Origin of the sequence: Kineococcus gypseus, assembly GCF_050871305.1 — a bacterium.
In the GTDB taxonomy this organism is placed as follows: domain Bacteria; phylum Actinomycetota; class Actinomycetes; order Actinomycetales; family Kineococcaceae; genus Kineococcus; species Kineococcus gypseus.
Genome location: NZ_JBJLRD010000063.1, coordinates 1 through 22,984 on the forward strand (window position 1 = coordinate 1; position 22,984 = coordinate 22,984).

Sequence of the window (22,984 nt, forward strand, 5' to 3'; positions counted from 1 at the left end):
GGGCCCCGCCGGGGGGGGGGGGGGGTGATGTGGGGTTGGGTTAGTACGGAGGCCCCCCCCCCCGGGGGGGGGGGGGGGGGCCCCCCCCCCCCCGCGCGGGCCCCGCGGCGGCCCGAGCGGCGGGCGAGGCGCGGGGAGCGTCAGTAGCCGGCGTCGACGTCCACGACGCCGACGAGCTCCTCGCCCGCGGCGAAGCGGCGCACGTTCTCCTCCACCCGCGCCGCCAGGGCGCCGGACTGCAGCTGCGAGGGGTTGGCCACGTGCGGGGTGATCAGCGCGCGCGGCTCGCTCCACAGCGGGTGCCCGTCGGGCAGCGGCTCGGGGTCGGTGACGTCCAGCGCCGCGCCGCCGAGCGCGCCGCGCGCCAGGGCGTCGACCAGGGCGCCGGTGTCCACGAGGCTGCCGCGGGCGATGTTGACCAGCCAGCCGTGCGGGCCCAGCGCGGCGAGCTGCTCGGCGCCGACCAGGGCGCGGGTCTCGTCGGTGGCCGGGGCGGCCAGCACGACGTGGTCGGCGCGCTCCCACACCTCGTGCGTGCGCGCGGCCGGCAGGGTCTCCGCGGCGCCGGGCACGTCGTGGCCGCGGCGGGTGACGGCCAGGACGTCGGCGCCCAGCGCGGTCAGCGCGGGGACCATGGCCCGGCCGATGCCGCCGGCGCCGACGATCGCGACGGTGGCGCCGCGCAGCGTGGTCTGCGGCGCGGCCGAGGCCCCCGCGTCCCAGGTGCGGGCGCGGGCGGAGACGGCCAGGCCCCGCACGCCCGCCAGCAGCAGGGCGACGGCGTGCTCGGCGACGGCCTCGGAGTACGCGCCGACCGCGGAGGTCCACGTGCGCTCGCGGTCGAGCCTGCCGGCGGCGAACCAGCCCTCGATGCCGGCCGAGGGCAGCTGCACCCAGCGCACGGAGCCGGGCAGCTCGGGCAGGTCCCGCGGGCCGCCGGCCCACACCACGGCGTCGGCGCCCTCCAGCGCGGCGACCTCGCCGCCGGCGCGGCGCACCGCGTCCTGCAGGTCCTGCCGCTCGCCGGGACCGACGTGGACGGCGGGGGTGTCGGGCACGGTTCCTCCTGGTGCTGGGGCGCTCGGGCTGCGCCCACCCTAGGGACCGCGGGCCCCGGCGGCGCCCGCGGGCGCCGCCGGCCGGGCGGGGCTAGCGTCCGGGCGGGGGCGCGGCCCGCCCCGCCGGAGGGGGGTGCACCGTGCCGCTGGGCGAGCGACCGCGCGCTGTGGTGCTCGACGTCAACGAGACGCTCTCGGACACGACGGCGCTGCGCCGCCGGCTGCGGGAGGTGGGCGCCCCCGCCGAGGCGCTGCACGCGCGCTTCCTGCCCTCGGTGCTGCGCGACGGCTTCGCGCGCACGTTCGCCGGCGAGCCCGTGGCGTTCCGCGACGTGGCCGCGGACGTGCTGCGCGCGGACCTGGGCGCGCGCGGGGTGCGCGAGCACCTCGACCGCGGCCTCGAGGACGCCGTGGAGCACGTGCTGGGCGCGTTCTCGGAGTTCACCGTCCACCCCGACGTGCCCGCGGGGGTGCGGCGGCTGGCGGCGGCCGGGCTGGCGCCGACGGCGCTGACGAACGGCTCGGCGGCCGAGTGCGAGGGCCTGCTGGAGCGGGCCGGGCTGCGCGACGCCTTCGCGCACGTGCTCTCGGTGCAGGACGCCGGCCCGTGGAAGCCGCACCCGGACGCCTACGCGCTCGCCCTGTCGGCGTGCGCGGTGGCGCCGGGCCGGGCGCTGCTGGTGGCCGTGCACCCGTGGGACCTCGACGGCGCGGCGCGCGCGGGGCTGCGCACCGCGCGGCTGGACCGCGACGGCGCCCCGTACCCGCGCACCGCGCGCGAGCCGGACGCGACCGCGCCCGGCCTCGACGCGCTGGCCGGGCTGCTGAGCGCCCTGCCCTGACAGGGGTGGCGCACCTCCGCCGTCACTGCGTTGCGTAACGAGAGGTGAACGCAAAGACACGGTAAGGTCGGGTGATCACCCCGTAGGAGGTCACCGTGGAGACGTCGGTGCTCAGTCGTGACGGTGCGCCCCGCACCGCGCACCGGTGGCGGCGCAGGGAGCACCCGCTGCCCCCGCAGGCCGCCCGCGTCGCCGCGGACCTGCGCCGCGACGGCATCGCCCGCACGAGCGTCGCCGAGCTGACCGGCCAGGACGGGCTCCTGCAGGACGTTCTCGACTGCGCCGGCGCCCTGCTCGCGCACCGCGGCGCGGCCGTGGCCGCGCACCGCCGCCGCCTGGCGGCCCGCCAGCGCCCCTGGGGCCCGGCGCCGGAGGCGGAGCGCGTGGCCCTGCTCGGTCCCGACGTGCCCGCCGGCGCCTGCCGCCGGCTGCTGGCCGAGCCCGTGCTGTCGGCGGTGGTCGAGGCCTCCTCGCACCGGGCGGTGCGGCAGGTCCAGGTGGAGGCGTGGCTGGAGGTGGCCTCGCCCTCGCCCGTGCCGCCGCGGCGCTGGCAGCGCGAGAGCGCCGGGCGGCACCCGCTCGTGGAGGTGTGGGTCAACCTCACCGGCGACGAGGACGGCCAGGGACCCCTGCACTACGTGCGCGGCACGCACCGCCGCGGGCGCCGGGGCGGGGCGGGCACCTTCGAGGCGCCCGGCGGGCCGGTGGGCACCGTGGTCCTGGCCGACCTGCGCGGCATGCACCGCCGCTCCCCGGCGGTGGGCCGCGACCGGCTGCTGCTGCGCGCCCTCCTCAGCGGGCGCCGCCCTGCGCGCGCCCGGCCGCCCGTGCTCAGCGCGGAGCTGCGGCTGCCCTCGGACGCCGGCTACGCGCTCGCCGGCGCCTGAGGTCCCTCAGCCGCGCCGCAGCAGCGCGTCGAGCAGGCGCCCGAACCAGCCCTTGCGCTGCGCGACCGGCTCGGCGACCGGCTCGGCGACGGGCTGGGCGACCGGCTCCGCGACGGGCCGGGCGACGGGCGGGGCGACGGGCTCGATGACCGGCTGGGTGACCGGCTGGGCGGGGCGCGGGTCCGGCTGCGCGCCCGCTCGCCCCGGCACCGACAGGGTGCCGCCGAGCTGCGCCTCGGGCGTGTAGCTGGACTCGCCCAGGATCGAGGCGGCGAACTGCAGCGCCGAGGCCTGCACCGGCGCGACGGTCTGCGCGCCGCGCGCGGGGGCGTCCGCGGTGCCGGTGGTGTCGTCGGTGGCCATGGTTCTCCCCGGGTCCGGGCGGATCCCGGCAGGGGCCCGCTGTCCCCGTCCTCCTCGGCAGGTGCGGTGCGGCGCCGCAGCGGCGGGCGCGGGGTTCACCCGCACGGCGCAGCGGCGCCGGCGGGCGACGGCCCCCCGCTCGCCGTACGTTCGCCGCGTGAGCCGGACCGTGACCGTCTTCGCCCCCTCACCGGTGCTGCGGGTGCTCGTCGAGCCCACCGCGGGCGGCGGCGTGGAGGTCCACCTGCACCCGGGCGGGCAGGGGGTGTGGGTCGCGCGCATGGCCGCGCGCCTGGGAGCGCAGGTGCGGCTGTGCCTGCCGGCCGGCGGGGAGTCGGGCACGGCGGTGCTGGCGCTGCTGGAGGCCGAGGGCGTCGAGGCGCGGGCGGTGCGCACCGGCGGCGACACCGCGGTGGTCGTCCTCGACCACCGCGGGCACGAGGGCGCGCAGGACGCCGAGGAGGGCGGCCGGGTCGCCGCCTCCACCGCCACCCTGACCCGCCACGAGGTCGACGACCTCTACGGCACCGCGATCACCTCGGCCCTGGACGGCGGCGTGCTGGTGCTCACCGGCCCCGAGCACGACGCCGTGCTGCCCGCCGACGTCTTCCGGCGCCTGGCCGCCGACGCGCGCGGGCAGGGCACCACGGTCGTGGCGGACCTGTCCGGCACCGCGCTGGAGCAGGCCCTGCGGGGCGGGGTGGACCTGCTGAAGATCGCCCACGACGAGCTGCCGGGCGAGGGGGAGGCCGCCGCGGACGACGTTCCCGAGCTGCTGCGGCGCGCCCGCCGGCTGCAGGACGCCGGGGCGGGCGCGGTGCTGCTCACGCGCGCGGCCGAGCCGCCGCTGCTGCTGACCGCCTCCGGCGAGGCGCACGGGCTGCAGGTGCCCAGCTTCACGCCCGTGCAGTTCCGCGGAGCCGGCGACGCCACCAGCGGGGCCGCCGCCGCGCGCCTGGCCGAGGGCGACGACGTGCTGGACGCGGTGCGCACCGCGGCGGCCGCCGGCGCGGTCAACGTCACGCGCCAGGGGTACGGCACCGGCCACGCCGCCGCGGTGGCGGCGGTGGCGCGGCGGGTGCGGGCGCACCGGCTGGACTGACCCGCGCCGGCCGGGCCCACCACGGGGCCCGGCCGGCGCGCGGCCGCTCGCTCAGCAGCGCGGGTACAGGCCGTACGTGGTGTAGGCCGGGTCGTCGCGCGGGTACAGCTGCACCTGCGTGCCGAAGCCCGCCGCCCACCACACCCAGCCGCCCTGGAACTCCTGCACGTGCCACGGGCCCGCCTCGTACTGGCGCTCGGGGCGGATGGGGAAGCCCAGGCAGCCGTTCTCCCAGCCCTGGGCGGCGTAGGCGCCGGCGATGTCGCCGCGCACGGGGTGCGCGCCGCTGGCGGGCGAGAAGTAGAACGTGCCGCCCTCGAAGCGGGCGTAGGCGCCCTGCCCGTTGGGCGTGCGCAGCTCGGAGGACGTGGGGAAGCCCAGCGGGGAGGCCTCCTCGCCCGCCGCGCGGTACCCCGTCAGGATCGCGCCGTGGACCTCGTGGGCGCCGGTCCACGGCGTCCAGTACACCCGCCCGCCCTCGAAGTCCTGCACAGCCCCGCGGCCGGTGGTGCTGCGCTGCTCGTCGCTGGTGGGGAAGCCGAGCAGGCCGTTCTCCCAGCCCAGGCGCCCGTAGCCGGCGCGGATCTCGCCGTGGACCTCGTGCGCACCCGTCCACGGCGTCCAGTAGATCGCGCCGCGCTCGAAGAGCACGTAGGCGCCGCGGCCGTTCGGCGTGCGCAGCTCGGGGGTCAGCGGGGCGCCGAGCAGTCCGGCCGAGCCGCCCAGGGCCGCGTGGCGCACGCCGATCTCGCCGACCACCGGCTCCAGCGGCGCGGCGGTCGCCGTCGGCACCGGCTCCGGGGTGCTCGGCGGGGTGGGCGTGGCGGTCGCGGTCGTGGTCGCGGTGGGCCGCGGGGTGCGGGTCGAGGTCGCCGTGGGCGTCGCGGTGGAGGTGGGCGAGGACGTCGCGGTCGCCGTGGCGGTGGACGTCGGCGTGGCCGTCGAGGTCGCGGTGGACGTCGGCGTGGACGTCCGGGTGGACGTCGCGGTGGCCGTCGACGTGGACGTCGCCGTGGCCGTGGACGTCGCGGTGGCGGTGGACGTCGCGGTGGCGGTGGACGTCGGCGTGGCCGTCGACGTCGCGGTGGACGTCGGCGTGGCCGTGGCGGTCGCCGTGGCGGTGCCGGTCGGTTCGGGCAGCTGTGCGGCGGAGGCGGCGGGCACGGTGGCGGCGAGCGCGCCGGCGAGGACCGCGGAGGCGGCCGCGCCCGCGCGGGCAGCGGTCGGGCGCCGGCGCGTCGCCGGGAACGGGGAACGCATGCCGTGCACCGTAGCGGGGCGCGCGGGCGCGCACCGGCGGTTCGGGCGGCCGCACCGGCTCGGGCGGTGCTCGAGCGGCGCGGGGGCCCGTCAGCCGCGGTGCGCGGTCGCGACGGCCGGGGCGGACGCGCGGTGGCGCTCCAGCCAGCCCAGGACCTCGTGCGCCGGCACGGGGCGCGAGTGGTGGTAACCCTGCGTCTCGTCCACGCCCAGCTCCCGCAGCCGGCGCAGGGTCGCGGCGTCCTCCACGCCCTCGGCCAGCAGCCGCATGCCCAGGCTGTGCGCCAGGTCCGCGGTGCTGGCCACGATGGCGGCGGAGCGCTCGTCGCGCGCGACGCGGGCGGTGAAGGTGCGGTCCAGCTTCAGCTCGGCGGCCGGCAGGTCGCGCAGGTAGGCCAGGCTGGAGTAGCCGGTGCCGTAGTCGTCGATGCTGACGGCCGCGCCCGCCTCGAGCAGCTGCGCGACGGTGCGCCGGCTGCTCTCCGGGTCCTGCATGAGGGTCGTCTCGGTGATCTCCACGACGAGCCGGGCGGGGTCCAGGCCGGCGGCGGCGGTGCTCGCGCGCACCAGCGCGGGCAGGGCGGGGTCGAGCAGGCCGCTGGCGGCGACGTTGACGGCCACCCGCAGCGGGTGCCCGGCCCGCTCCCAGCGCACCGCCTCGCCCACGGCCTGGTGCAGCACGGCGCGGGTGACCTCGCCCATCAGGCCGCGCTCCTCGGCCAGGTCCAGGAACGCCGCCGGCGCCAGCGTGCCGCGGCGCGGGTGCTCCCAGCGCACCAGCGCCTCCATGCCGACGACCTCGCCGGTGCGGGCGTCGAGCTGCGGCTGGTAGTGGGCGACGAGCTGACCGGCGGCGACGCCGGCGCGCAGCTCCTCCAGGAGCTGCAGGCGCTCGCGCGCGCCGCGGTCGACGGCCTCGTCGTACCCGGCGACCCCGCCGCCGGCGCGCTTGGCGACGTACATCGCCGCGTCCGCCTGCCGCAGCAGCTCCAGCCCCGCGTCCGGCGCCCGGCCCGCACCGCCCGCACCGCCCGCACCCTCCGCACCCTCCGCACCGCCCGCACCGCTCACGCCCTCCGCACCGCTCACGCCCTCCGCACCGCCCGCGGCGGCGGGCGCGCCGGAGGAGCAGGTCACGCCGACGCTGGCGCCGACGTGCACGGGGGCGCCGCCCAGCTCGAACGGCTCGGTGAGGGCGGCGAGCACGTCCTCGGCCACGCCCCGCGCGACGGCGGCGCCCGCGCCGGGCACCAGGAGCGCGAACTCGTCGCCGCCCAGGCGGGTCAGCAGCACGTGCCGGGGCAGGCGCGCCGACAGGCGCGCGGCCACCGCGCGCAGCAGCTCGTCGCCGCGGTGGTGCCCGAGGGTGTCGTTGACGTCCTTGAACCGGTCCAGGTCCACCAGCAGCAGCCCGGTGCGCCGCTCCGCGGCGCCGGCCAGGTGCCGCAGGAGCGCACGCCGGTTGGGCAGGCCGGTCAGCTCGTCGGTGACGGCCTGGCGGTGGCTGTCGAGCAGGCGCAGCAGGTCCGAGAAGGCCATCGCGACGGTGACGGTGACCAGGCCGAGCAGGAGGGTGGTCAGGACCACGACGGGGTGCGGCAGCCGCAACCAGTGGTCGACCACGAGCAGGGCGCCGGCCCCCACGAGCGCGACCAGCGGCATCACCAGCACCACCCAGCCGCGCGCGACGGGCCGCTCCCCCGGCTCCGGCGCCGGCTGGCGCGAGGCCGCCACGAGCAGCCCCACGGCGAGCAGGCGCCCGGCGTCGACGGCGGCGGAGACCCAGGTGGTGCCGGTGGGCGCACCGGCCACCCCGGCCAGGCGCAGCAGGTCCAGCGCGTCGGCGGCGGTCCACGCGCTGAAGGCGGCCACGACCAGGCGCAGGCAGCGGTCGCGGTGGTGGCCGGACAGCCGCCAGGTCGAGACCGCCACGGCGAGCACCACCGCGTCCAGCGAGGGGCGCGCCACGGCCACCGCGGCGGCCACCGACCCCAGGCCGGCGCGCTGCAGCGGCTCCAGGACCAGCGCGCCGATGACGGCGGCGTTGAGCAGGAAGGAGGAGGTGCCGTCCAGCCAGGGCGTGCCGCCGGTGCGGCAGCGCTCGCGCAGCAGCGCCACCACGCCCGCGTACAGGGCCACCCGGCCGGCGAGGCCGGCCAGCACGAGCGGGCCCTGCCGCGCCAGCACGTCCGGGCCGACGGCGGCGTCGCCCTCGGCGGCGAAGAGCACCACCCGGGTGGCCACGACCAGGCAGACCCCCGCGGCGAACCACACCCACACCCGCCGCTCGCGGCGCGCCCGCGCGGCGTGCCGGGCCAGCGCGGCGACGGCGAGCAGCCACAGGACCGCCTGGGCCAGGGACGCCAGGCGCGTCCCGCCCGCCAGCGCGGGCAGCACCGCGCTCGCCAGCACCACCGCCGCGCACCACGCGGCGAGCAGCGCGGCGCCGCGGGCGGGCACCGCGCTCGGGAGGGTCACCCCCTGCTCGTCGGCACGGGCGGCGGGCGGCTGCAGCCCGGCCGGCGCGCGCGGGCGGCGCACCACCCGCTCGGCGCAGCAGGGGCCCGGACGCGGGACGGCCCCCGCACCCTGTCGGGTGCGGGGGCCGTCCTGGACGGGCCGGGGCCTCGTCAGAGGCGGGTGACGCCGCTCGCCTGGGGGCCCTTGGCGCCCTGCGTCACGGAGTACTCCACGCGGTCGTTCTCCTCGAGGCTGCGGTAGCCGCTGCCCTGGATCTCGCTGAAGTGCACGAACACGTCGGCCGAGCCGTCCTCGGGGGCGATGAAGCCGTAGCCCTTCTCGCCGTTGAACCACTTCACGGTGCCCTGAGCCATGATGGCCTCCTCAGGTGTGTCGCTCCTGGTGGAGCTCGTCGCGGAGGGGCTGACCATTCGGAAAGCTTGACGAACCCTCGAGCTTGAATCCCCGGGGTGTTGTCAGCACATCGAGAACAGCGACTGGTGCGACCGTAGCACGCCCCGGCGGTGCCGGACGACCCCGGCTGCTCAGCCGCTCAGCTGCGCAGCTGGGAGACCAGCGGGCAGCTGAAGCTGTTGCGGGCGGCCAGGCCGACCTCGTCGAGGTACCGGATGATCGAGCGGTACGAGCCGAGGAACGTCTCCTCCGTGTAGGGGATGCCGTGCTCGGCGCAGAACTGGCGCACGAACGGCTGCGCCCGGCGCAGGTTGGGGCGCGGCATGCTGGGGAACAGGTGGTGCTCCACCTGGAAGTTGAGCCCGCCCATGACGAGGTCGACGAACCAGCCGCCGGAGACGTTGCGGGAGGTCAGCACCTGCCGGCGGATGTAGTCGACCTTCTTCTCCCGCGGCACGATCGGCATGCCCACGTGGTTCGGGGCGAAGGCCCCGCCCATGCAGAACCCGAACGCGGCCATGTGCACGCCGAAGAACGCCAGCGCCTTCCACGGGCCCATGAGCAGCACCGCGGAGGAGGCGTAGACGCCCCAGTGCGCGACGATGAGCGAGGCGTCCACCCAGCGGCGCTTGGTGCGCTTGCCGGTCAGCAGCGAGCGGGTGCTCTCGATGTGCAGCACGAAGCCCTCGAAGGCCAGCAGCGGCACGAAGAACAGGCCCTGGTGGCGGGTGAACCAGCGCAGGGGCCCGCGCCGGCCCGCGGCGGCCTCCTCGTGGAAGGAGAGCACGTTCGACTCGATGTCGCCGTCGACCCCGCGCTGGTTGGGCGCCTGGTGGTGGCGGGTGTGCTTGCCCATCCACCAGCCGTAGCTCAGGCCCGCGACGAGGGCCGCGAAGACGTGCGACGCCGTCTCGTTGTGACGGTGCGTGGCGAAGATCTGCCGGTGCGCGGCGTCGTGGCCCAGGAAGGCGAACTGGGTGATGACCACGGCCAGGGCGGCGGCCGGCAGCAGCACCAGCCAGGAGTCGCGCAGCAGCACGGTGCCGGCCGCCACGGCGCTGAAGGCGGCGGTGGTGGCGGCGATGCGGGTCCAGTAGGACCCGCGCCGGCGGCGCATCAGCCCGGCCTCCTGCACGAGCGCCGTCAGCTTGCCGTACGGGGTGGTGCTGCGCCGGGCGGCGGCGCGGGTCTCGGCGGCGGCCCCGCCGACGGTCGGGCCGGGTGCTGCGCCGGGTGCGCTCGACGGCGCTTCCGGGGTGCTGGTGCTCACTGGCGTCCTCTCGGGCGGCAGCACCGGTGCCCGGGCCGCGCCTGCTTGCAGGGTGCGGTGCGGTGCGCCCGGTCCTCGGAGGCACAGCGGTGCGAGCCCCGCGTCCACCTGCGACGCCCGCACGCACAGTTCAACACGGATGCGCCCGCACCGGTTCCCCGGACCCCCGGCGCGGGCGTCAGCCGCCCAGGCGCAGCGCCACGAACGCGACGTCGTCGTCGGTGTCGCCCAGGCGCTGCAGCAGGTGGTCGCACAGCGCCTCGACGTCCTCGGGGGCGTCGGCCAGGGTGCGCGCCAGGCGGGCCAGGCCGACGCTGAGCTCCTCGCCGCGGCGCTCGACCAGGCCGTCGGTGTAGCCGAGCACCGTCGAGCCGGGCACCAGCCGGTGCGCGGCCCCGGCGCGCACGGTCGGCTGCACGCCCAGCATCAGGCCGTGCACGCCGTCGAGGACCTCGACCCGCCCGGCCGGGTCGCGCACCAGCAGCGGCGGGTGCCCGGCGGTGGCGTGCTCCAGCAGCCACGAGCCGTCCCCGGCGGGCGTGGCGCGCGCGTACGCCAGCGTCGCCATGGTCGCCATGCCCAGGCCGTCCAGGAGGCGGTCCACGCGGTCGACGACCTGCGAGGGCGAGGGGCCGGTGGTGTCCCAGGCGCTGGCGCGCAGCAGGCCGCGCAGGTGCCCCATCGCGGCGGCGGCCATGACGTCGTGGCCGACGACGTCGCCGACGGCCAGGCCGACGGCCTCGCCGGGCAGGTCGATGAGCTCGTAGAAGTCCCCGCCCACGCGGGCGCCGGACTCGCTGGCGCGGTAGCGGGCGGCCGCCCGCACCCCCGGGATGCGCGGCAGCTGCGGCAGCAGGCTGTTCTGCAGGGCGGCGGCGATGCGGTGCTGCTCGCCGTACAGGCGCGCGTTGTCCAGGATCAGCCCGGCCCGGCGGCCGAGGTCGACGGCGACGTGCAGGTCGTCGGCGCTGTGCCGGGGGCGCCCGGGCCCGCGCACCAGCGCCAGCAGGTCCTCGCTGCGCCGGCGCCCCTGCAGGGTCACCAGCAGCACCGAGGCGGCGCCCAGGGCGTCGCTGGCGTCCAGCAGGGAGGCGTCGTTCACCCAGCCCTCGCGCTCGGCGCGGCGCTCCTCGGAGTCGTAGTCGTCGATCAGGCGCGCCTGCTGCCCGCCGAGCAGGGTCGCCGCGACGGGGCCGGGGGCGAAGGCGGTCATCCAGCGCTCGACGTAGCGGTCCAGCTCCCCGCTGCGCGCGCCGTCGCGGTGGCGCGCGGTGACGTCGTGCACGGCGCCCTGCTCGTCGGTGGAGACCAGCAGCGCCCAGTCGGCCAGCTCGGGCACGACGAGGTCCAGCAGGCGCTGGCGGCACTCGGCCACGTCCAGGGTGACCGCCAGGCGGCTGGTGGCCTCGGCCAGCAGCTCCAGGCGGGCGCGCGAGGCGTCGGCGTCGCGGTGCGCGGACTCCGCCTCCTCGCGGGCGGCCTCGGCCTGCGCGCGCGCCGCCTCGGCCTCCTCCCGGGCGCGGCGCTCGGCGACCAGCGCGCGGTCGCGCTCGGCGTCGGCCTCCACGCGGGCGGTGATGTCGGTCTGGATTCCGACGTAGTGGGTCAGCTCGCCCTCGGCCCCGTGCACGGGGCTGAGCACGAGCTGGTTCCAGAACGCGGTGCCGTCCTTGCGGTGGTTGAGCAGCGTGGTGGTGACCTCCTCGCCGGCGGCCAGGGCGCGCCGCAGGGCGGCGACCACCTCGCGGTCGGTGCCCGCCCCCTGCAGGAAGCGGCAGTTGCGGCCCACGACCTCCTCGAGCGCGTACCCCGTCGTGGCGGTGAACGCGGGGTTCACCCACACCAGCGGCATGTCGTCGGCGCGCGCGTCGGCCACGGTGAAGGACATGCCGGTGGCCAGCACGGCGCGGTCGCGCACCTGCGCCTGGGCCTGGGCGGCGTCGGCGGCGGCGCGGGCGGCGTCGCGCCGGCTCAGCGGCAGCAGCACCACCAGGGCGTGGTCGGACAGCACGGGCGCGCCCACCATGGGCAGCGCCACCACCCACAGCGGCTCGCGGCGCCGGCCCATCTCGCTGACGCGGGCGGCGGAGACGGCCTGGCCGGCCACCGGCAGGGAGCGCGCCACCCGCGAGAGCGGGTGCTCCGTGCTGGACAGCTCCGCGCCGTCGAGGTCGCGCAGGTCGGCGGCGTCCGACCAGTCGTCCAGGCCGACGGGCAGGCGCACCCCGGGCGCGAGCTGCTCGGCGACGGGGTTGGTGTGCACGACGGTGCGGGCGGTCAGGTCCACCAGGAGCACCGCCGCGGGCGCGCCGCCGGTGACGAACGACAGGTCCGTGGAGGGGCCGCCCTGGGACGGCACGAGCGCCTCCGCCGGAGACGTCGCCGGATCGTCCCCCACCGCACCTCCCCGTCCCGGGGCGCGCGGGTGCGCCACCGTCGTGACCACAGCCTAGGCGGGGCACCGGCCGGGGCGCTCGGCGGTCGATCACACGCTCGACCGGGCGCTCGACCGGGTGCTCGACCGGGCGCTCGGTCCGGCGGTCAGGTCGGCGCGGGCGGCGCCGATGGGGGGCCGTGCACGCCCCCGACGCCGACGAGCTGCGCCCCGGCGACGCGGTGAAGGTGCGCGGCACCGGCAGCCCCGCGCACACCGGCGCCCGGGCCCTGGTGGCGGCGGTGCACCGCGACCCGGCCGCCCCGGGGCGCGTCGCGGCCGTGTCGGTGCGCTACAGCGCGCGGGGACCCGCGCTGCGCGTGGACCTGTCCGGCCCCGGCGAGCTGGTGCGCTTCGCCGACCCGTGGCCGGCGCACCGGCCCGCGCGGCGCGAGGCGGCGGCCGCGCCCGCCGCCGGGGCCGCCCCGCCCGCCCCGTCGCGGCGGGCGCTGGCGGCCGGCGCGGGCGCGCTGCTGGTGGTGGCCGGCGCCCTGGCGCTGCTCGTGCAGGCGGAGGACCGCGGGGACCGCGCGGACCGCGCACCGGCCCGGCCGGTGCTGGCGCAGGCCGCACCGGCGGGCAGCCCGACCGGCTCCTCCACCGGCTCCTCCACCGGCAGCCCGGCGAGCGCCCCGGCGAGCACGGGCGCGACCCCTCCCCCGGCGGGGGTGAGCGGCGAGGTGGTGGCCTGGGCGGCCGGTGCGGTGCCCGTCGTCGGCGGTGCGGGTGCGCCGCGCCCGCTGCCCCTGGCCGGCGTGGAGCCCGTGCCCGGCTGCCGCGACGCGTACGCGGCGGCGCTGCGGGAGCTGCTACCGGTGGGCACGGCCGTCACCGTCAGCGCGGCGGGCTCCTACCGCACGGGCGCGGGGCTGGCGGTGGGCGAGGAGCTGGTGCGGCGGGGCGTGGCCCGCGCGACGGGCACGACGGGCGCGACGGGCGCGACGGCCACGACGGCTGCGACGGGCGCGCCCGGAGGCACCCCCTCCTGCGCCTGACCCCTGTCTGCGCCTGACCCCTGTCTGCTCCTGACCCCTGTCTGCTCCTGATCCCTGCTCCCTCCCCGGGCGGCCGGTCGCGCCCGCCACCCCGGTGCGCCCGGGGACGGGCGCTGCGCCTGCCCCGCCGCGCACGCGCGACGTCCTAGGCTCGACGGCGTGGAGCGCGAGGGAGCCGTCGGCGGACCGGGCGGGCGGGTGGCCGTCGTCGTGCCGTGCCTGGACGAGGAGGCGGCGGTCGGTGCGGTGGTCGACGCGCTGCGCGTGAGCCTGCCGCACGCCGTGGTGTACGTGTACGACAACGGCAGCACCGACCGCACCGCGGAGGTCGCCGCCCGGCACGGGGCGGTGGTGCGCTTCGAGCCGCGCCCCGGCAAGGGCAACGTCATCCGCCGCGCGTTCGCCGACGTCGACGCCGACACGTACGTGCTCGTCGACGGCGACGACACCTACGACGCCTCCGCGGCCGGCGACCTGGTGCGCCTGCTGGTGGCCGAGGGCCTGGACCACGTCGTGGGCACCCGGCGCCCGGACACCCCGACCGCCCACCGCCGCGGGCACGCCGCGGGCAACCGGGCGCTGAACTCGGTGGTCTCGCGGGTGTTCGGCACGCCGGTGACGGACATGCTCAGCGGCTACCGGGTGATGTCGCGGCGGTTCGTGAAGTCGTTCCCGGCGATCTCGCGGGGCTTCGAGGTGGAGACGGAGCTGACCGTGCACGCGGTGAACCTGCGGGTGCCGCAGCGCGAGGTCCCGGTGGGTTTCCGCGACCGCCCCGAGGGCTCGGCCAGCAAGCTGCGCACCTACCGCGACGGGTTCGCGATCCTGCGCTGGATCGCGCGCCTGGCGCACCTGGAGCGCCCCCTGCTGGTGCACTCGCTGCTGGGCGCGCTGATCGCGCTGGTCTCGCTGGCGCTGGGGCTGCCGGTGGTCGTGGAGTTCCTGCGCACCGGGCTGGTGCCGAAGTTCCCCACCGCGATCCTCGCCTCGGCCCTGATGATGATCGCGGTGCTGGTCGCCGCGGTGGGGGTGGTGCTGGACGCGGTGCACCGCGCCTCCGACGAGGCCTCGCGCCTGGTGTACCTGCAGTACCCCGCCCCGCAGGCGCTGGACCTGCGCGTGCCGCCGGCCCCCTCCCCCGCGCGCGGCGCGGACCGGGCGGGGCGCCGGTGACGGCGGTGGTGCGCTGGGCCGTCCGGGCGGGAGCGGCGCTGCTGCTGCTGCAGGGGGTGTTCCTGGGCCTGCTGGTCGCGGCGCAGGCGGCGCCCAACGGCCCGATCGTGCGCCACCTGGCGCAGGCGGTGGACTCCGGCGACTACGGCGCCCCCTACGCCCCCGACGGGGTGGGGGGCGTCGCGGACCGCTTCACCGAGTGCGTGGTGCTCGGGTACGGGGTCAGCTCCGCCGACGACCCGCGCAGCGCCTGGTACCGGGCCACCGGCGGGCCGCGGCTGTCCTCGTGCGAGGACGGCGTCGGCGAGGTCGAGGCGCTGGCCGCCGGGGAGTCCCTCGTGCCGCCGGCGACGTACTTCCGCTACTGGAACGGGTACTCGGTGCTGACGCGGCCGGTGCTGGCGCTGACGGGCGTGCCGGGGTTGCGGATGGTGGTCACGGCGGTGTTCGCGGCGGCGGCGCTGGCGGCGTTCTCGGCGGTGGCGCGCGGCGCGGGACGGCCGGCGGCGTTCGCCCTGCTGCTGCCGGTGGCGGCCTCGACGAACGCGCTGGCGATGCCCTCGGCGGCGCTGAGCCACGGGATCGCGCTGGCCGCGGCCGCGGCGGGGGTGGCCCTGACGGCGGTGGCGGCGCGGCGCGGCTGGCGCGGGGCGGCGCTGGGCGCGGGCGGTGCGGCGGCGCTGTTCTGCTACGCGGACCTGCTGACGGTGCCGGCGGCGAGCTGGGCGGCGTGCGCGGCGGTCGCCGGCGCGGTCGCCCACCGGCGCCGCGGCGACGTCGCGTCCGCGCTGCGCTCGACGGTGGCGGCGGGGGTGGCCTGGCCGGTGGCGTTCGGCGTCACGTGGGTCTCGCGCTGGGTGGTCGCCGCGCTGGTGCAGGGCCCGGGGGTCTTCGCGCGGGTGGGCGAGGTGAGCCGGTTCCGCCTGGACGGCGGGGACGTCTCGCAGCGGTTCGGCGCGGGCCTGGCGCGCAACTGGTCGGCGTGGGTGGACGGCTCGGCCACCGCGGTGCCGGTGCTCGCGGCCGCGGCCGCGGCGGTGGCGGTGGGCCTGGTGCTGGGGGTGCGCCGCGCCGGCGCGCGCGCCCCGCTGGCGAGCGCGGTGCTGGCGGCACCGGCGCTGGTGGTGCCGGCCTGGTACTGCGTGCTGAGCAACCACTCGCAGATCCACGCCTTCTTCACCCACCGCAGCCTGGCGGTGGCGGTGGGCGTGGTGGTGCTGGCCGCGCTCGTGCCCGCGCAGCGCGCGCCGGCGCGCTCGCCGCGGCGCGAGCACGTGCCCGCGGCCTGAGGCCGGCTCAGCCGGGGGCGCCCGCGCCGTCGGGGGCGCCCGCGCCGTCGTGGGGCGGGTGCGCCGGGCGCACGCCGCCGCCGGAGCGCTTGGCGCGGTACATCGCCTCGTCGGCCGCGCGCAGCAGGCCGGTGACGTCACCGGCGTGCCGCGGCGCGAGGGCGAACCCGATGCTGGCGCCGACGAGCACGGTGCGCCCCTCGACGGCGAACGGCTCGCACAGCCGCCGGTGCACCTCGCGGGCCAGCTGCCCCAGCGCGGGCGCGGAGCGGGCGAGCGCGCCGGTGACGGTGGCGGCCAGCTCGTCGCCGCCCACGCGCGCGGCCAGCGCGCCGTCGGGCAGGGCCGCACGCAGCCGGGTGGCGACCTGCTGCAGCAGCACGTCGCCGGCCTGGTGGCCCAGGGTGTCGTTGACCGCCTTGAAGCCGTCGAGGTCGACGAGCAGCAGCGCCGCGCGCGCGCCGGCGGGGTGGGCGGCGGGGTCGAGGGCGCGCTCCAGGGCGCGCACGAGCGCGGCGCGGTTGGGCAGGCCGGTGAGGGCGTCGTGCCAGGCGCGGTGCTCCAGCTCGCGCAGGTGCGCGCGCTCGGCCTCGCGCAGGCGCGCGTTGTCGACCACGACGGCGCCCTGCTGGGCGAGGCGCTGCGCCAGGGCGCGGTCGGCAGCCGACCAGGTGCGCCGGCGGCTGGCGTCCCCGCACACGACGCTGCCCACCGAGCCCTCGGCGGACAGCAGCGGGATGGCGACGACCGAGCGCAGCCCCAGGGTCTGCACGAAGCCGCCGGGCCGCAGCGGCATGCTGCTCGCGTCGTCGATGAGCGCCGGCTCGCCGCTGTCGCGCACGGTGCGCCAGGCGGTGGAGCCGCTGGCCAGGGTGCCGACGAAGCCGCGGGTCAGCCGCTCCTGCAGGTGCGGGGGCAGGCCGATGCCCAGCACGTGGGTGACGCGGCTGTCGGCGTCGACGAGGTGCACGGCGGCCAGCTCGGTGGCGAAGGCCTCGGCGGCCGCCTCGGCCAGCACCCGGCCGGCGTCGGCCACGCCCGTGGCGCGCACGCCCAGCTCGAACACGCGCCGGCTGGTGGTGGACAGCCGCTGCTGCAGCGCCCGCTCGTCCTCCTCGCGCAGCGCGGCCGCCAGGTGGTGGGCCACGACGTCGGCCAGGTCGCCGGGCAGGACCGGCACCGCGCCGCGCAGGCGCAGCACGCCCACGCGCTGCCCGCCGTGGTGCAGGGGCAGGTGCCCGGCGAGCGCGCCCTCGGGCGCGGCGCCGCGGGCGGCGACGACGACCTCGGCGCCGCCGCGCTCGGCCAGCACCTCCAGCCGCACCGGGGCGGGCAGGTGCTGCAGCACCACCTGCAGCAGCCGCGGCAGCGGCGCGGGGTCCGTCGCGGCGGTGCGGGCCAGCCCGCCGGCCAGCCCGCCGGCCGACCCGCCGGCCGACCCCCCTGCCGGCGTCTGCGCCGGCCCACCCGCCTGGACGTCCACGGTGAGCACGTCAGGTCGGCCGGGGCGGGTGGGCGACCCGCCGCCGGCGCGTCGTCCGCGGCTCTGGCACACCCCGGGGATCGGGTGCGCCGGCGGGGGCCTTGAGCCGCTGGGCGCCGGAGCACCCGCCCGGCGCAGCGGCCCGGGCGCGCGTCACCCGGCGGACGGCCCCCGCCAGGCCGGGGCGGTGGCGCGGGTGCCGCGCGCCACGGACACCGCGCCGGCGGGGGTGGCGGTGGCGGTGGCCGACGGGGTGAGCGCGGCGGTGCGGGCCTCGGGCCCGAGCCCGGCGGCGCCGCGCACCCGCACGCCGAACACGTGCGCGCGGCCGTTGACGAGGCCGTTGACGGTGATGCGCGTGCTGGTCGCGGTGGTGCTCAGCGTCAGCGCGGGCTGCGCCGCACCGGCCACGTACGGGGTGACGACGTACCCGGTGACCGCGGTGCCGCCGCCGGCCGTGACGGTGAACGACGCCGAGCGGTCCCCGGCGGTGGCCGCGGACAGCACCGGGGCGCCCGGCGCGCCGGTCGGCGTGGGCGTCGGCGTCGGCGTGGCCGTGGGGGTGGCCGTCGGGGTCGGGGTGGGCGTCGGGGTGGGCGCGGCGGTGCCGCGCGGGGCGACGCGCACGGTGGCGGCGGTGCCGGAGGAGGCGGTGACGGTGACGGCGGTGCGCCCGTCGGCGGTGGTGAACGAGGCTCCGGCGGGCAGGACGAACGGCGCGCCGGCGGCCCGCGGCTCCAGCAGGCGCGACCTGGCCCCCGCACCGGTGCCGTCGAGGCGGCGCACGGTCACCCCGGCGGGGACGGGCGCCCAGCCGGTGCCGCCGGTGGCGGTGGTGCCGTAGTAGGTGCCGCCGGGGTAGAGGCCGGCGTCGCGCCCGGCGCCGGCGCGCAGCTCCACGTAGTACGTCACGCCACCGCTGGTGAAGCGCAGCGCCTGGGTGCCGCTCGCGGAGCCGATCGGCGCCAGCGCGGTGGAGGTGGTGGCCGCCGCGTCCACGCCGGTCAGCTCGCCGGCGCCGAACCCGGCGAGGCGGTCGCGCTGGGCGGCGTTCATCTCCCCCAGGTGCAGGGTGCGCGAGCCGGAGGCGTAGGCGTTGGCGCCCATGACGTCGAAGAAGTCGCCGTACTCGACGGTGCTGCACGCCGAGGCGGGACCGTCGTCGGCCGCCCCGGCGGAGCAGGCGGCGGAGGAGCCGGAGTGGCCCAGGCCGAGGTTGTGGCCGATCTCGTGAGCGGCGACGGCCGCCGCGGGGTCGCCGTTGAGCCAGAGCGCCAGGTCGCGCCGGGCGGTGGAGCCGATCCACGCCACGCCGGAGAACCCGCACGCGCGGACCTTGGGCGTGTACATCAGCAGCGTCGTCTCGGCGGGCACGGCGACCTGCGCGCGCACGGCCCGCTCCAGGGCGCCGAGGTCGCAGGAGGTGGCGGCGGTGGCGGCCACCGTCACCGAGCGGGCGGCGGTGGCGGTGTAGGTGACCGCGCCACGCGTCTCGTGGTCGTAGAACCGGCTGGTCTCGGCGACCGCGGCGGCCAGGGCGGCGGTGGTGGTGCCGTCGGCGGCGACGCCGGGGACGGTGACGAGCACCGGCAGCACCGGGCGCACCGCGGTGCTGACGGCCTTGGTGGTGCGCGGGGCGGAGAGCACCCGGTGCGAGAGCACGTCGCGGCCGGACTCGGCCCGCTCGGCCGGGGTGCGCCCGGCGCGCACGGCGCGCCCCAGGACGGCGCTGACGGTGGCGCCGGTGGGCACGCCCGCCAGCTCCGCGGTGGGCACCCGCACGTCGCCGCCGGCGGTGCGCAGCACCGTCACCTCGACGCTGCGGTCGTGCTCGACCCCGTGCCCGTCCTCGTGCCCGTCCTCGAGCCCGTCCTCGAGCCCGGTGCCGGGGGCGGGGTCGAGCTCGACGACGGCGCGGCGCACCTCGCCGGTGACGGTGGTGCCCACCGCGCCCCCCGCGACCTGCGCCGCCGCGGCGCCCTGCGCCAGCCCCAGCACGCTGCCCGCGACGCACACCGCCGCGAGGGCTCCCTTGAAGCGCACCTCGTCCACCCCTCGTCCCGGCGGGGTCCCCGCCTCGTCCGGCGTGCTTCGGCAGCCGGCCGGCGGGGCTTGAGCTGGTGTGAGGGGGATCACGAGCGCAGGGCGCGGCCCCGACGGCGGCCCGCCCTCCCTTGACGCTCCCTCACCCCGGCGGTACTCCTGGGCGCTCCCGCCGCCGCCCGGCCCGTGGCGCCCGGCGGACGACGGAGGTGCGCGTGGACGACCGGCACGACGACCGGCCCGACGAACGGTCCGATGATCGGCACGACGACCCGCACGGGGTGGGCCCGTGCCCCGTCTCCCCCAGCCCGGAGCTGCGCGAGCGGCTGCGCGCGCGGGCGGCCGCGGTGGCCTCCGCCGAGCGCCTGCCGCTGGGCCCGGCCGGCCAGCGGCGCTTCTTCGGCTTCGACGACGGCGTCGTCGTGCCGCCGGAGCGCTTCCCGCCGGGGACGGCGGCGGTGCGGGTGCGCCGGGCCGCCGCGCTGCGCGAGCCCCTGCGCGGCGCGGTGCGGGTGGTCGTGGTGCTCGTGGACTTCCCGGACCTGGCGATGGCGCGGCCGGCGGCGGAGTTCGAGGATCTGTTCTTCTCCCGCGGCTCGCTGGCCACCGGCAGCGTCGCGGAGTACTTCACCGAGGTCTCCGGTGGGCTCGTCGACGTGACCGGTGAGGTCGTCGGGCCGCTGCGGATGCCGCAGACCCTCGCGTGGTACGCCGACGGCGGTTCCGGCATCGGCCGGCCCGCGGGCGAGCCGCGCGCGAACCTCCTGGCCCGCGACGCGGCCGACGCCGCCGACGGCCTGGTGGACTTCGGCCCCTACGACAACGACGGCGACGGCTACGTCGACGCGTTCGTCGTCGTGCACGCCGGCCGCGGCGGGGAGGAGACCGGCGACCCGGGCGACATCTGGTCGCACAAGTGGGTCCTGCCCGCCGAGCGCCCCAGCGACGGCGCGAGCGTCTACGCGTACCTGACCATCCCCGAGGACGCGAAGGTGGGCGTCAGCGCCCACGAGCTCGGTCACCTGGTGTTCGGCTGGCCCGACCTCTACGACGTCGACGGCACCTCCGAGGGCGTGGGGAACTGGTGCCTCATGGGCGGCGGGTCGTGGAACGGCGGCGGCGACACCCCCGCCCACCCCTCGGCGTGGTGCAAGGCGCAGCAGGGGTGGGTCTCGGTGCGCGAGGTCACCGCCGACGAGGAGGTCACCGTCACCGACGTCGCCGCGAGCCGGCAGGTGCTGCGCGCGTGGACGGGCGGCGCGCGCGGCGAGGAGTACTTCCTGCTGGAGAACCGCCGCCGCACCGGTTTCGACCGCGACCTGCCCGGCGACGGGTTGCTGGTCTGGCACGTGGACGAGACCCGGCAGGACAACTCCGACGAGAGCCGCTTCCTCGTCGGCCTGCTGCAGGCCGACGGCGAGCAGGACCTCGAGCGCGCCGAGAACCGCGGCGACGGCGGAGACGCCTACCCCGGCACGAGCGGCAACCGGGAGCTGGACGGCACGACGAACCCGGCGACGACCGCGCACTCCGGGCAGGACAGCCTGGTGGCGGTCAGCGGCATCCCCGACTCCGCGGACGCGATGACGCTGCGGGTGCGGGTCGGGGGTACCGCACCGGCCGAGGGTGCGCGGACGGTGGCGTCGCCGTAGCGGTGCAGTGGACCGGCTCTCGCGCCGGCAGGTGGCGGGCTGCGCCCCGCTGCCGCCCCTCGGCGTCGGTGGTGGGCGGCAGGATGGCGCCCGTGCCCGCACGCGACCTGAGACCAGCAACACCCGGTGACCTGCCGGCAGACGTGCCCACGGGCTACGCCGAACTGCTCGAAGCGCTCAAGGAGCGGGTGCGCACCAGCCAGGTCCGCGCCGCCCGCGCGGCCAACACCGAGCTGCTCAGGCTCTACCACTCCATCGGGCAGGACATCCTCGACCGCCAGCACAGCGCCGGCTGGGGCGCGAAGGTCATCGACCGCCTCGCGGCCGACCTGCGCGCCGCGTTCCCCGACCAGCGCGGCTTCTCCGTGCGCAACCTGCACTACATGCGCGCCCTGGCCGCCGCGTGGCCCGATGAGGCCGTCTTCCTGCAGAGTCCGTCTGCAGGATTGACCTGGAGCCACGTCACCGCCTTGATCACCCGCCTGGACGAGCGGGACCTGCGCGAGTGGTACGCCGCCAAGGCCGTCGAGCAGGCTTGGTCGCTCAAGGTGCTGCAGCACCAGATCGCCACCCGCCTGCACACCCGCATCGGCGCAGCGCCCTCCAACTTCGCCGCCCACCTGCCCCCGGCCGACTCGGACCTCGCCCAGGCCCTCACGCGCGGCCCGTACGTCTTCGACCACCTGGGCCTGAGCGAGCCGGTCGCCGAGCGGCAGCTGGAGCAGTCCCTGATGGACCGCTTGCAGGGCACCCTGACCGCGTTCGGGCACGGCATGTCCTTCGTGGGCCGCCAGGTCCACTTCCCGGTCGACGACACCGAGATGGTCATCGACCTCCTGCTCTTCTCCGTCGAGCAGGTCCGCTACGTCGTCATCGAGCTCAAGGTCGGCGACTTCTCCCCCGCCTACACCGGTCAGCTCGGCGCCTACGTCGCCCTCGTCGACGAGCGCCTCCGCCGCCCCGAGCGCCACGCTCCCACCGTCGGCATCCGGGGGCACCTCCCGCTTGCGGGGGAATGTGCACCGGCGCCCCGCGCGAGCAGGCCGTGCGCTACGCCGTGGCCGGCACCGCCGCCCCCGTCGCGGTGGCCAGCTACACCTACGACACCCTGCCCCCCGAGGAGCGAGCAGCCCTGCCCGACGCCGCCACGCTGGCTGCCGCCATCACCCCGACCACCAGCCCTCCGGGCGAGGGCACGCCCGGGTAGCCCGCGAGCGCCGAAGACGGCAGTGCTTCCGCTCCCCGTCGAACTGGAGGTGCAGCAGAGGGGCTGCGACGAGGTGCGGTCCCACCGCCGCGGTGACGAGCGGTCGGGTCAGGACAGCGTCACCCGCCGGGTCGCCCACTCGTAGGTCATCGACCCGCGCTGGTAGTCCTGCCGCACCCCACCGGGCACGGCGTACTCCCCGGAGCGCGGGTAGCCCAGCGGGCTGTTCTCCCAGCCGAGGGTGGCGTAGCGCTCACCGATGGCGCCCTTGACATCCTGCGCGCCGGTGCCGGGCGTCCAGTAGACGAGGGCGCCCTGGTAGCGCTGCACCACTCCCCCGTCGCGCAGGCGGATCTCGTCGCTGGTCGGGTAACCGAGCGGGGAGTTCTCCCAGCCCCTCGCCGCGTACAGCTCGCGGATCGCCCCCTCCACGACGTGCGCTCCCGTGGCGGGCGTCCAGTAGACGAGGCCGCGGTCGAATCGCTGCACCCGGCCGCCGTCGCGGACGGGGAACTCGTCGCCGTCGGGCAGCCCCAGGCGGGAGCGGCCGGCGCCGGCGGCGTCGTAGGCCGCCTGGATGGCGCCCTTGACGACGGACGTGCGCCCGTCGGGGCCGGTGTAGGTGGTCGAGCCGTCGGTGTTGCGCACCGGGGCGCCCGGCGTCACGGGCGTCCTGGTGGGCGTCGGCGTCGAGGTGGGCGTCGAGGTGGGCGTCGCGGTCGGCCTGGGCGTCGTCGTCCTGCTGGGCTTCGGCGTGGCCGTCGGCGTCGGCGCGCTCGTCGGCGCGCTCGTGGGTGCGGACGTCGGTGCGGACGTCGGTGCGGACGTCGGTGCGGACGTCGGTGCGGACGTCGGTGCGGACGTCGGTGCGGACGTCGGTGCGGACGTCGGTGCGGACGTCGGTACCTGGCTGGGCGTGCTGGTCGGCGTGCTGGTCGGCGTGCTGGTCGGCGTGCTGGTCGGCGTGCTGGTCGGCGTGCTGGTCGGCGTGCTGGTCGGCGTGCTGGTCGGCGTGCTGGTCGGCGTGCTGGTCGGCGTGCTGGTCGGCGTGC

General features: G+C 78.4%; 20 protein-coding genes. 10 read left to right on the plus strand and 10 right to left on the minus strand.

Annotation, left to right across the window (positions count from 1 at the left end):
- Positions 1–140 precede the first annotated feature (140 nt).
- On the minus strand, positions 141–1,058 hold the full coding sequence (locus ACRYMN_RS18430; protein ID WP_432498261.1) for a D-isomer specific 2-hydroxyacid dehydrogenase family protein: 918 nt from the start codon (positions 1,056–1,058) through the stop codon (positions 141–143).
- Between the two features lie 140 nt (positions 1,059–1,198).
- Between ACRYMN_RS18430 and ACRYMN_RS18435 the strand changes: the two genes are divergently transcribed.
- The gene (locus ACRYMN_RS18435; protein ID WP_432498264.1) at positions 1,199–1,900 is read left to right on the plus strand and encodes a haloacid dehalogenase type II; all 702 of its coding nucleotides are present in this window, start codon (positions 1,199–1,201) and stop codon (positions 1,898–1,900) included.
- 95 nt (positions 1,901–1,995) lie between these two features.
- Positions 1,996–2,787, plus strand: coding sequence for a hypothetical protein (locus ACRYMN_RS18440; RefSeq protein WP_432498267.1), 792 nt, complete (start codon positions 1,996–1,998; stop codon positions 2,785–2,787).
- Between the two features lie 6 nt (positions 2,788–2,793).
- Here ACRYMN_RS18440 and ACRYMN_RS18445 read toward each other — a convergent pair whose 3' ends face one another.
- On the minus strand, positions 2,794–3,150 hold the full coding sequence (locus tag ACRYMN_RS18445; RefSeq protein ID WP_432498269.1) for a hypothetical protein: 357 nt from the start codon (positions 3,148–3,150) through the stop codon (positions 2,794–2,796).
- Positions 3,151–3,307: 157 nt separating this feature from the next.
- Here ACRYMN_RS18445 and ACRYMN_RS18450 point away from each other — a divergent pair, with 157 nt between their 5' ends.
- Complete coding sequence (locus tag ACRYMN_RS18450; protein ID WP_432498272.1) at positions 3,308–4,252, plus strand: PfkB family carbohydrate kinase; 945 nt, start codon at positions 3,308–3,310, stop codon at positions 4,250–4,252.
- Between the two features lie 51 nt (positions 4,253–4,303).
- Here ACRYMN_RS18450 and ACRYMN_RS18455 read toward each other — a convergent pair whose 3' ends face one another.
- Positions 4,304–5,044: an LGFP repeat-containing protein gene (locus ACRYMN_RS18455; RefSeq protein WP_432498274.1), complete on the minus strand. Its 741-nt coding sequence runs from the start codon at positions 5,042–5,044 to the stop codon at positions 4,304–4,306.
- Between the two features lie 28 nt (positions 5,045–5,072).
- Between ACRYMN_RS18455 and ACRYMN_RS18460 the strand changes: the two genes are divergently transcribed.
- Positions 5,073–5,702 (plus strand): hypothetical protein, encoded by a 630-nt coding sequence (locus tag ACRYMN_RS18460; protein ID WP_432498276.1) that lies wholly within the window; start codon positions 5,073–5,075, stop codon positions 5,700–5,702.
- On the opposite strand, the gene ACRYMN_RS18465 is transcribed toward ACRYMN_RS18460, so the two are convergent.
- The 4 genes from ACRYMN_RS18465 to ACRYMN_RS18480 all read right to left on the minus strand — a co-directional run bounded on the left by ACRYMN_RS18465 (position 5,603) and on the right by ACRYMN_RS18480 (position 12,015).
- Entirely contained in the window at positions 5,603–7,990 is a 2,388-nt protein-coding gene (locus tag ACRYMN_RS18465; protein ID WP_432498279.1) for a putative bifunctional diguanylate cyclase/phosphodiesterase, read from the minus strand. The genes ACRYMN_RS18460 and ACRYMN_RS18465 overlap by 100 nt on opposite strands.
- 152 nt (positions 7,991–8,142) lie before the next feature.
- On the minus strand, positions 8,143–8,346 hold the full coding sequence (locus ACRYMN_RS18470) for a cold-shock protein (RefSeq protein ID WP_166610356.1): 204 nt from the start codon (positions 8,344–8,346) through the stop codon (positions 8,143–8,145).
- Positions 8,347–8,525: 179 nt separating this feature from the next.
- Positions 8,526–9,656, minus strand: coding sequence for a fatty acid desaturase family protein (locus tag ACRYMN_RS18475; protein ID WP_432498282.1), 1,131 nt, complete (start codon positions 9,654–9,656; stop codon positions 8,526–8,528).
- A gap of 178 nt (positions 9,657–9,834) precedes the next feature.
- On the minus strand, positions 9,835–12,015 hold the full coding sequence (locus ACRYMN_RS18480; RefSeq protein ID WP_432498285.1) for a PP2C family protein-serine/threonine phosphatase: 2,181 nt from the start codon (positions 12,013–12,015) through the stop codon (positions 9,835–9,837).
- 215 nt (positions 12,016–12,230) lie between these two features.
- Between ACRYMN_RS18480 and ACRYMN_RS18485 the strand changes: the two genes are divergently transcribed.
- The 3 genes from ACRYMN_RS18485 to ACRYMN_RS18495 all read left to right on the plus strand — a co-directional run bounded on the left by ACRYMN_RS18485 (position 12,231) and on the right by ACRYMN_RS18495 (position 15,547).
- On the plus strand, positions 12,231–13,085 hold the full coding sequence (locus ACRYMN_RS18485) for a hypothetical protein (protein WP_432498287.1): 855 nt from the start codon (positions 12,231–12,233) through the stop codon (positions 13,083–13,085).
- Positions 13,086–13,244: 159 nt separating this feature from the next.
- Positions 13,245–14,258: a glycosyltransferase gene (locus tag ACRYMN_RS18490; RefSeq protein WP_432498290.1), complete on the plus strand. Its 1,014-nt coding sequence runs from the start codon at positions 13,245–13,247 to the stop codon at positions 14,256–14,258.
- Positions 14,255–15,547, plus strand: a complete 1,293-nt coding sequence (locus ACRYMN_RS18495) for a hypothetical protein (RefSeq protein ID WP_432498292.1) — start codon at positions 14,255–14,257, stop codon at positions 15,545–15,547. The genes ACRYMN_RS18490 and ACRYMN_RS18495 overlap by 4 nt, the downstream gene beginning before the upstream one ends.
- Positions 15,548–15,554: 7 nt before the next feature.
- Here the strand turns inward: ACRYMN_RS18495 and ACRYMN_RS18500 are convergent, their stop codons facing one another.
- Both ACRYMN_RS18500 and ACRYMN_RS18505 read right to left on the minus strand, forming a co-directional pair.
- Entirely contained in the window at positions 15,555–17,030 is a 1,476-nt protein-coding gene (locus ACRYMN_RS18500) for a diguanylate cyclase domain-containing protein (protein ID WP_432498294.1), read from the minus strand.
- A 153-nt stretch (positions 17,031–17,183) separates the two neighbouring features.
- Complete coding sequence (locus ACRYMN_RS18505) at positions 17,184–19,082, minus strand: zinc metalloprotease (protein ID WP_432498297.1); 1,899 nt, start codon at positions 19,080–19,082, stop codon at positions 17,184–17,186.
- Between the two features lie 206 nt (positions 19,083–19,288).
- Between ACRYMN_RS18505 and ACRYMN_RS18510 the strand changes: the two genes are divergently transcribed.
- Both ACRYMN_RS18510 and ACRYMN_RS18515 read left to right on the plus strand, forming a co-directional pair.
- On the plus strand, positions 19,289–20,725 hold the full coding sequence (locus ACRYMN_RS18510; protein WP_432498300.1) for a M6 family metalloprotease domain-containing protein: 1,437 nt from the start codon (positions 19,289–19,291) through the stop codon (positions 20,723–20,725).
- A gap of 92 nt (positions 20,726–20,817) precedes the next feature.
- Positions 20,818–22,077 (plus strand): PDDEXK nuclease domain-containing protein, encoded by a 1,260-nt coding sequence (locus ACRYMN_RS18515; RefSeq protein ID WP_432498303.1) that lies wholly within the window; start codon positions 20,818–20,820, stop codon positions 22,075–22,077.
- Here the strand turns inward: ACRYMN_RS18515 and ACRYMN_RS18520 are convergent.
- On the minus strand, positions 22,041–22,598 hold the full coding sequence (locus ACRYMN_RS18520) for an LGFP repeat-containing protein (protein WP_432498305.1): 558 nt from the start codon (positions 22,596–22,598) through the stop codon (positions 22,041–22,043). The genes ACRYMN_RS18515 and ACRYMN_RS18520 overlap by 37 nt on opposite strands.
- On the opposite strand from ACRYMN_RS18520, the gene ACRYMN_RS18525 reads away from it, so the two are divergent.
- Positions 22,570–22,984: hypothetical protein (locus tag ACRYMN_RS18525; protein ID WP_432498307.1), on the plus strand; the 415-nt coding region annotated here is incomplete at its 3' end. The genes ACRYMN_RS18520 and ACRYMN_RS18525 overlap by 29 nt on opposite strands.

Bases quoted from the DNA above. Each gene is read 5' to 3' on its own strand.
- ACRYMN_RS18445 (WP_432498269.1), bottom strand. From the start codon at position 3,150: ATGGCCACCGACGACACCACCGGCACCGCGGACGCCCCCGCGCGCGGC.
- ACRYMN_RS18470 (WP_166610356.1), bottom strand. From the start codon at position 8,346: ATGGCTCAGGGCACCGTGAAGTGGTTCAACGGCGAGAAGGGCTACGGC.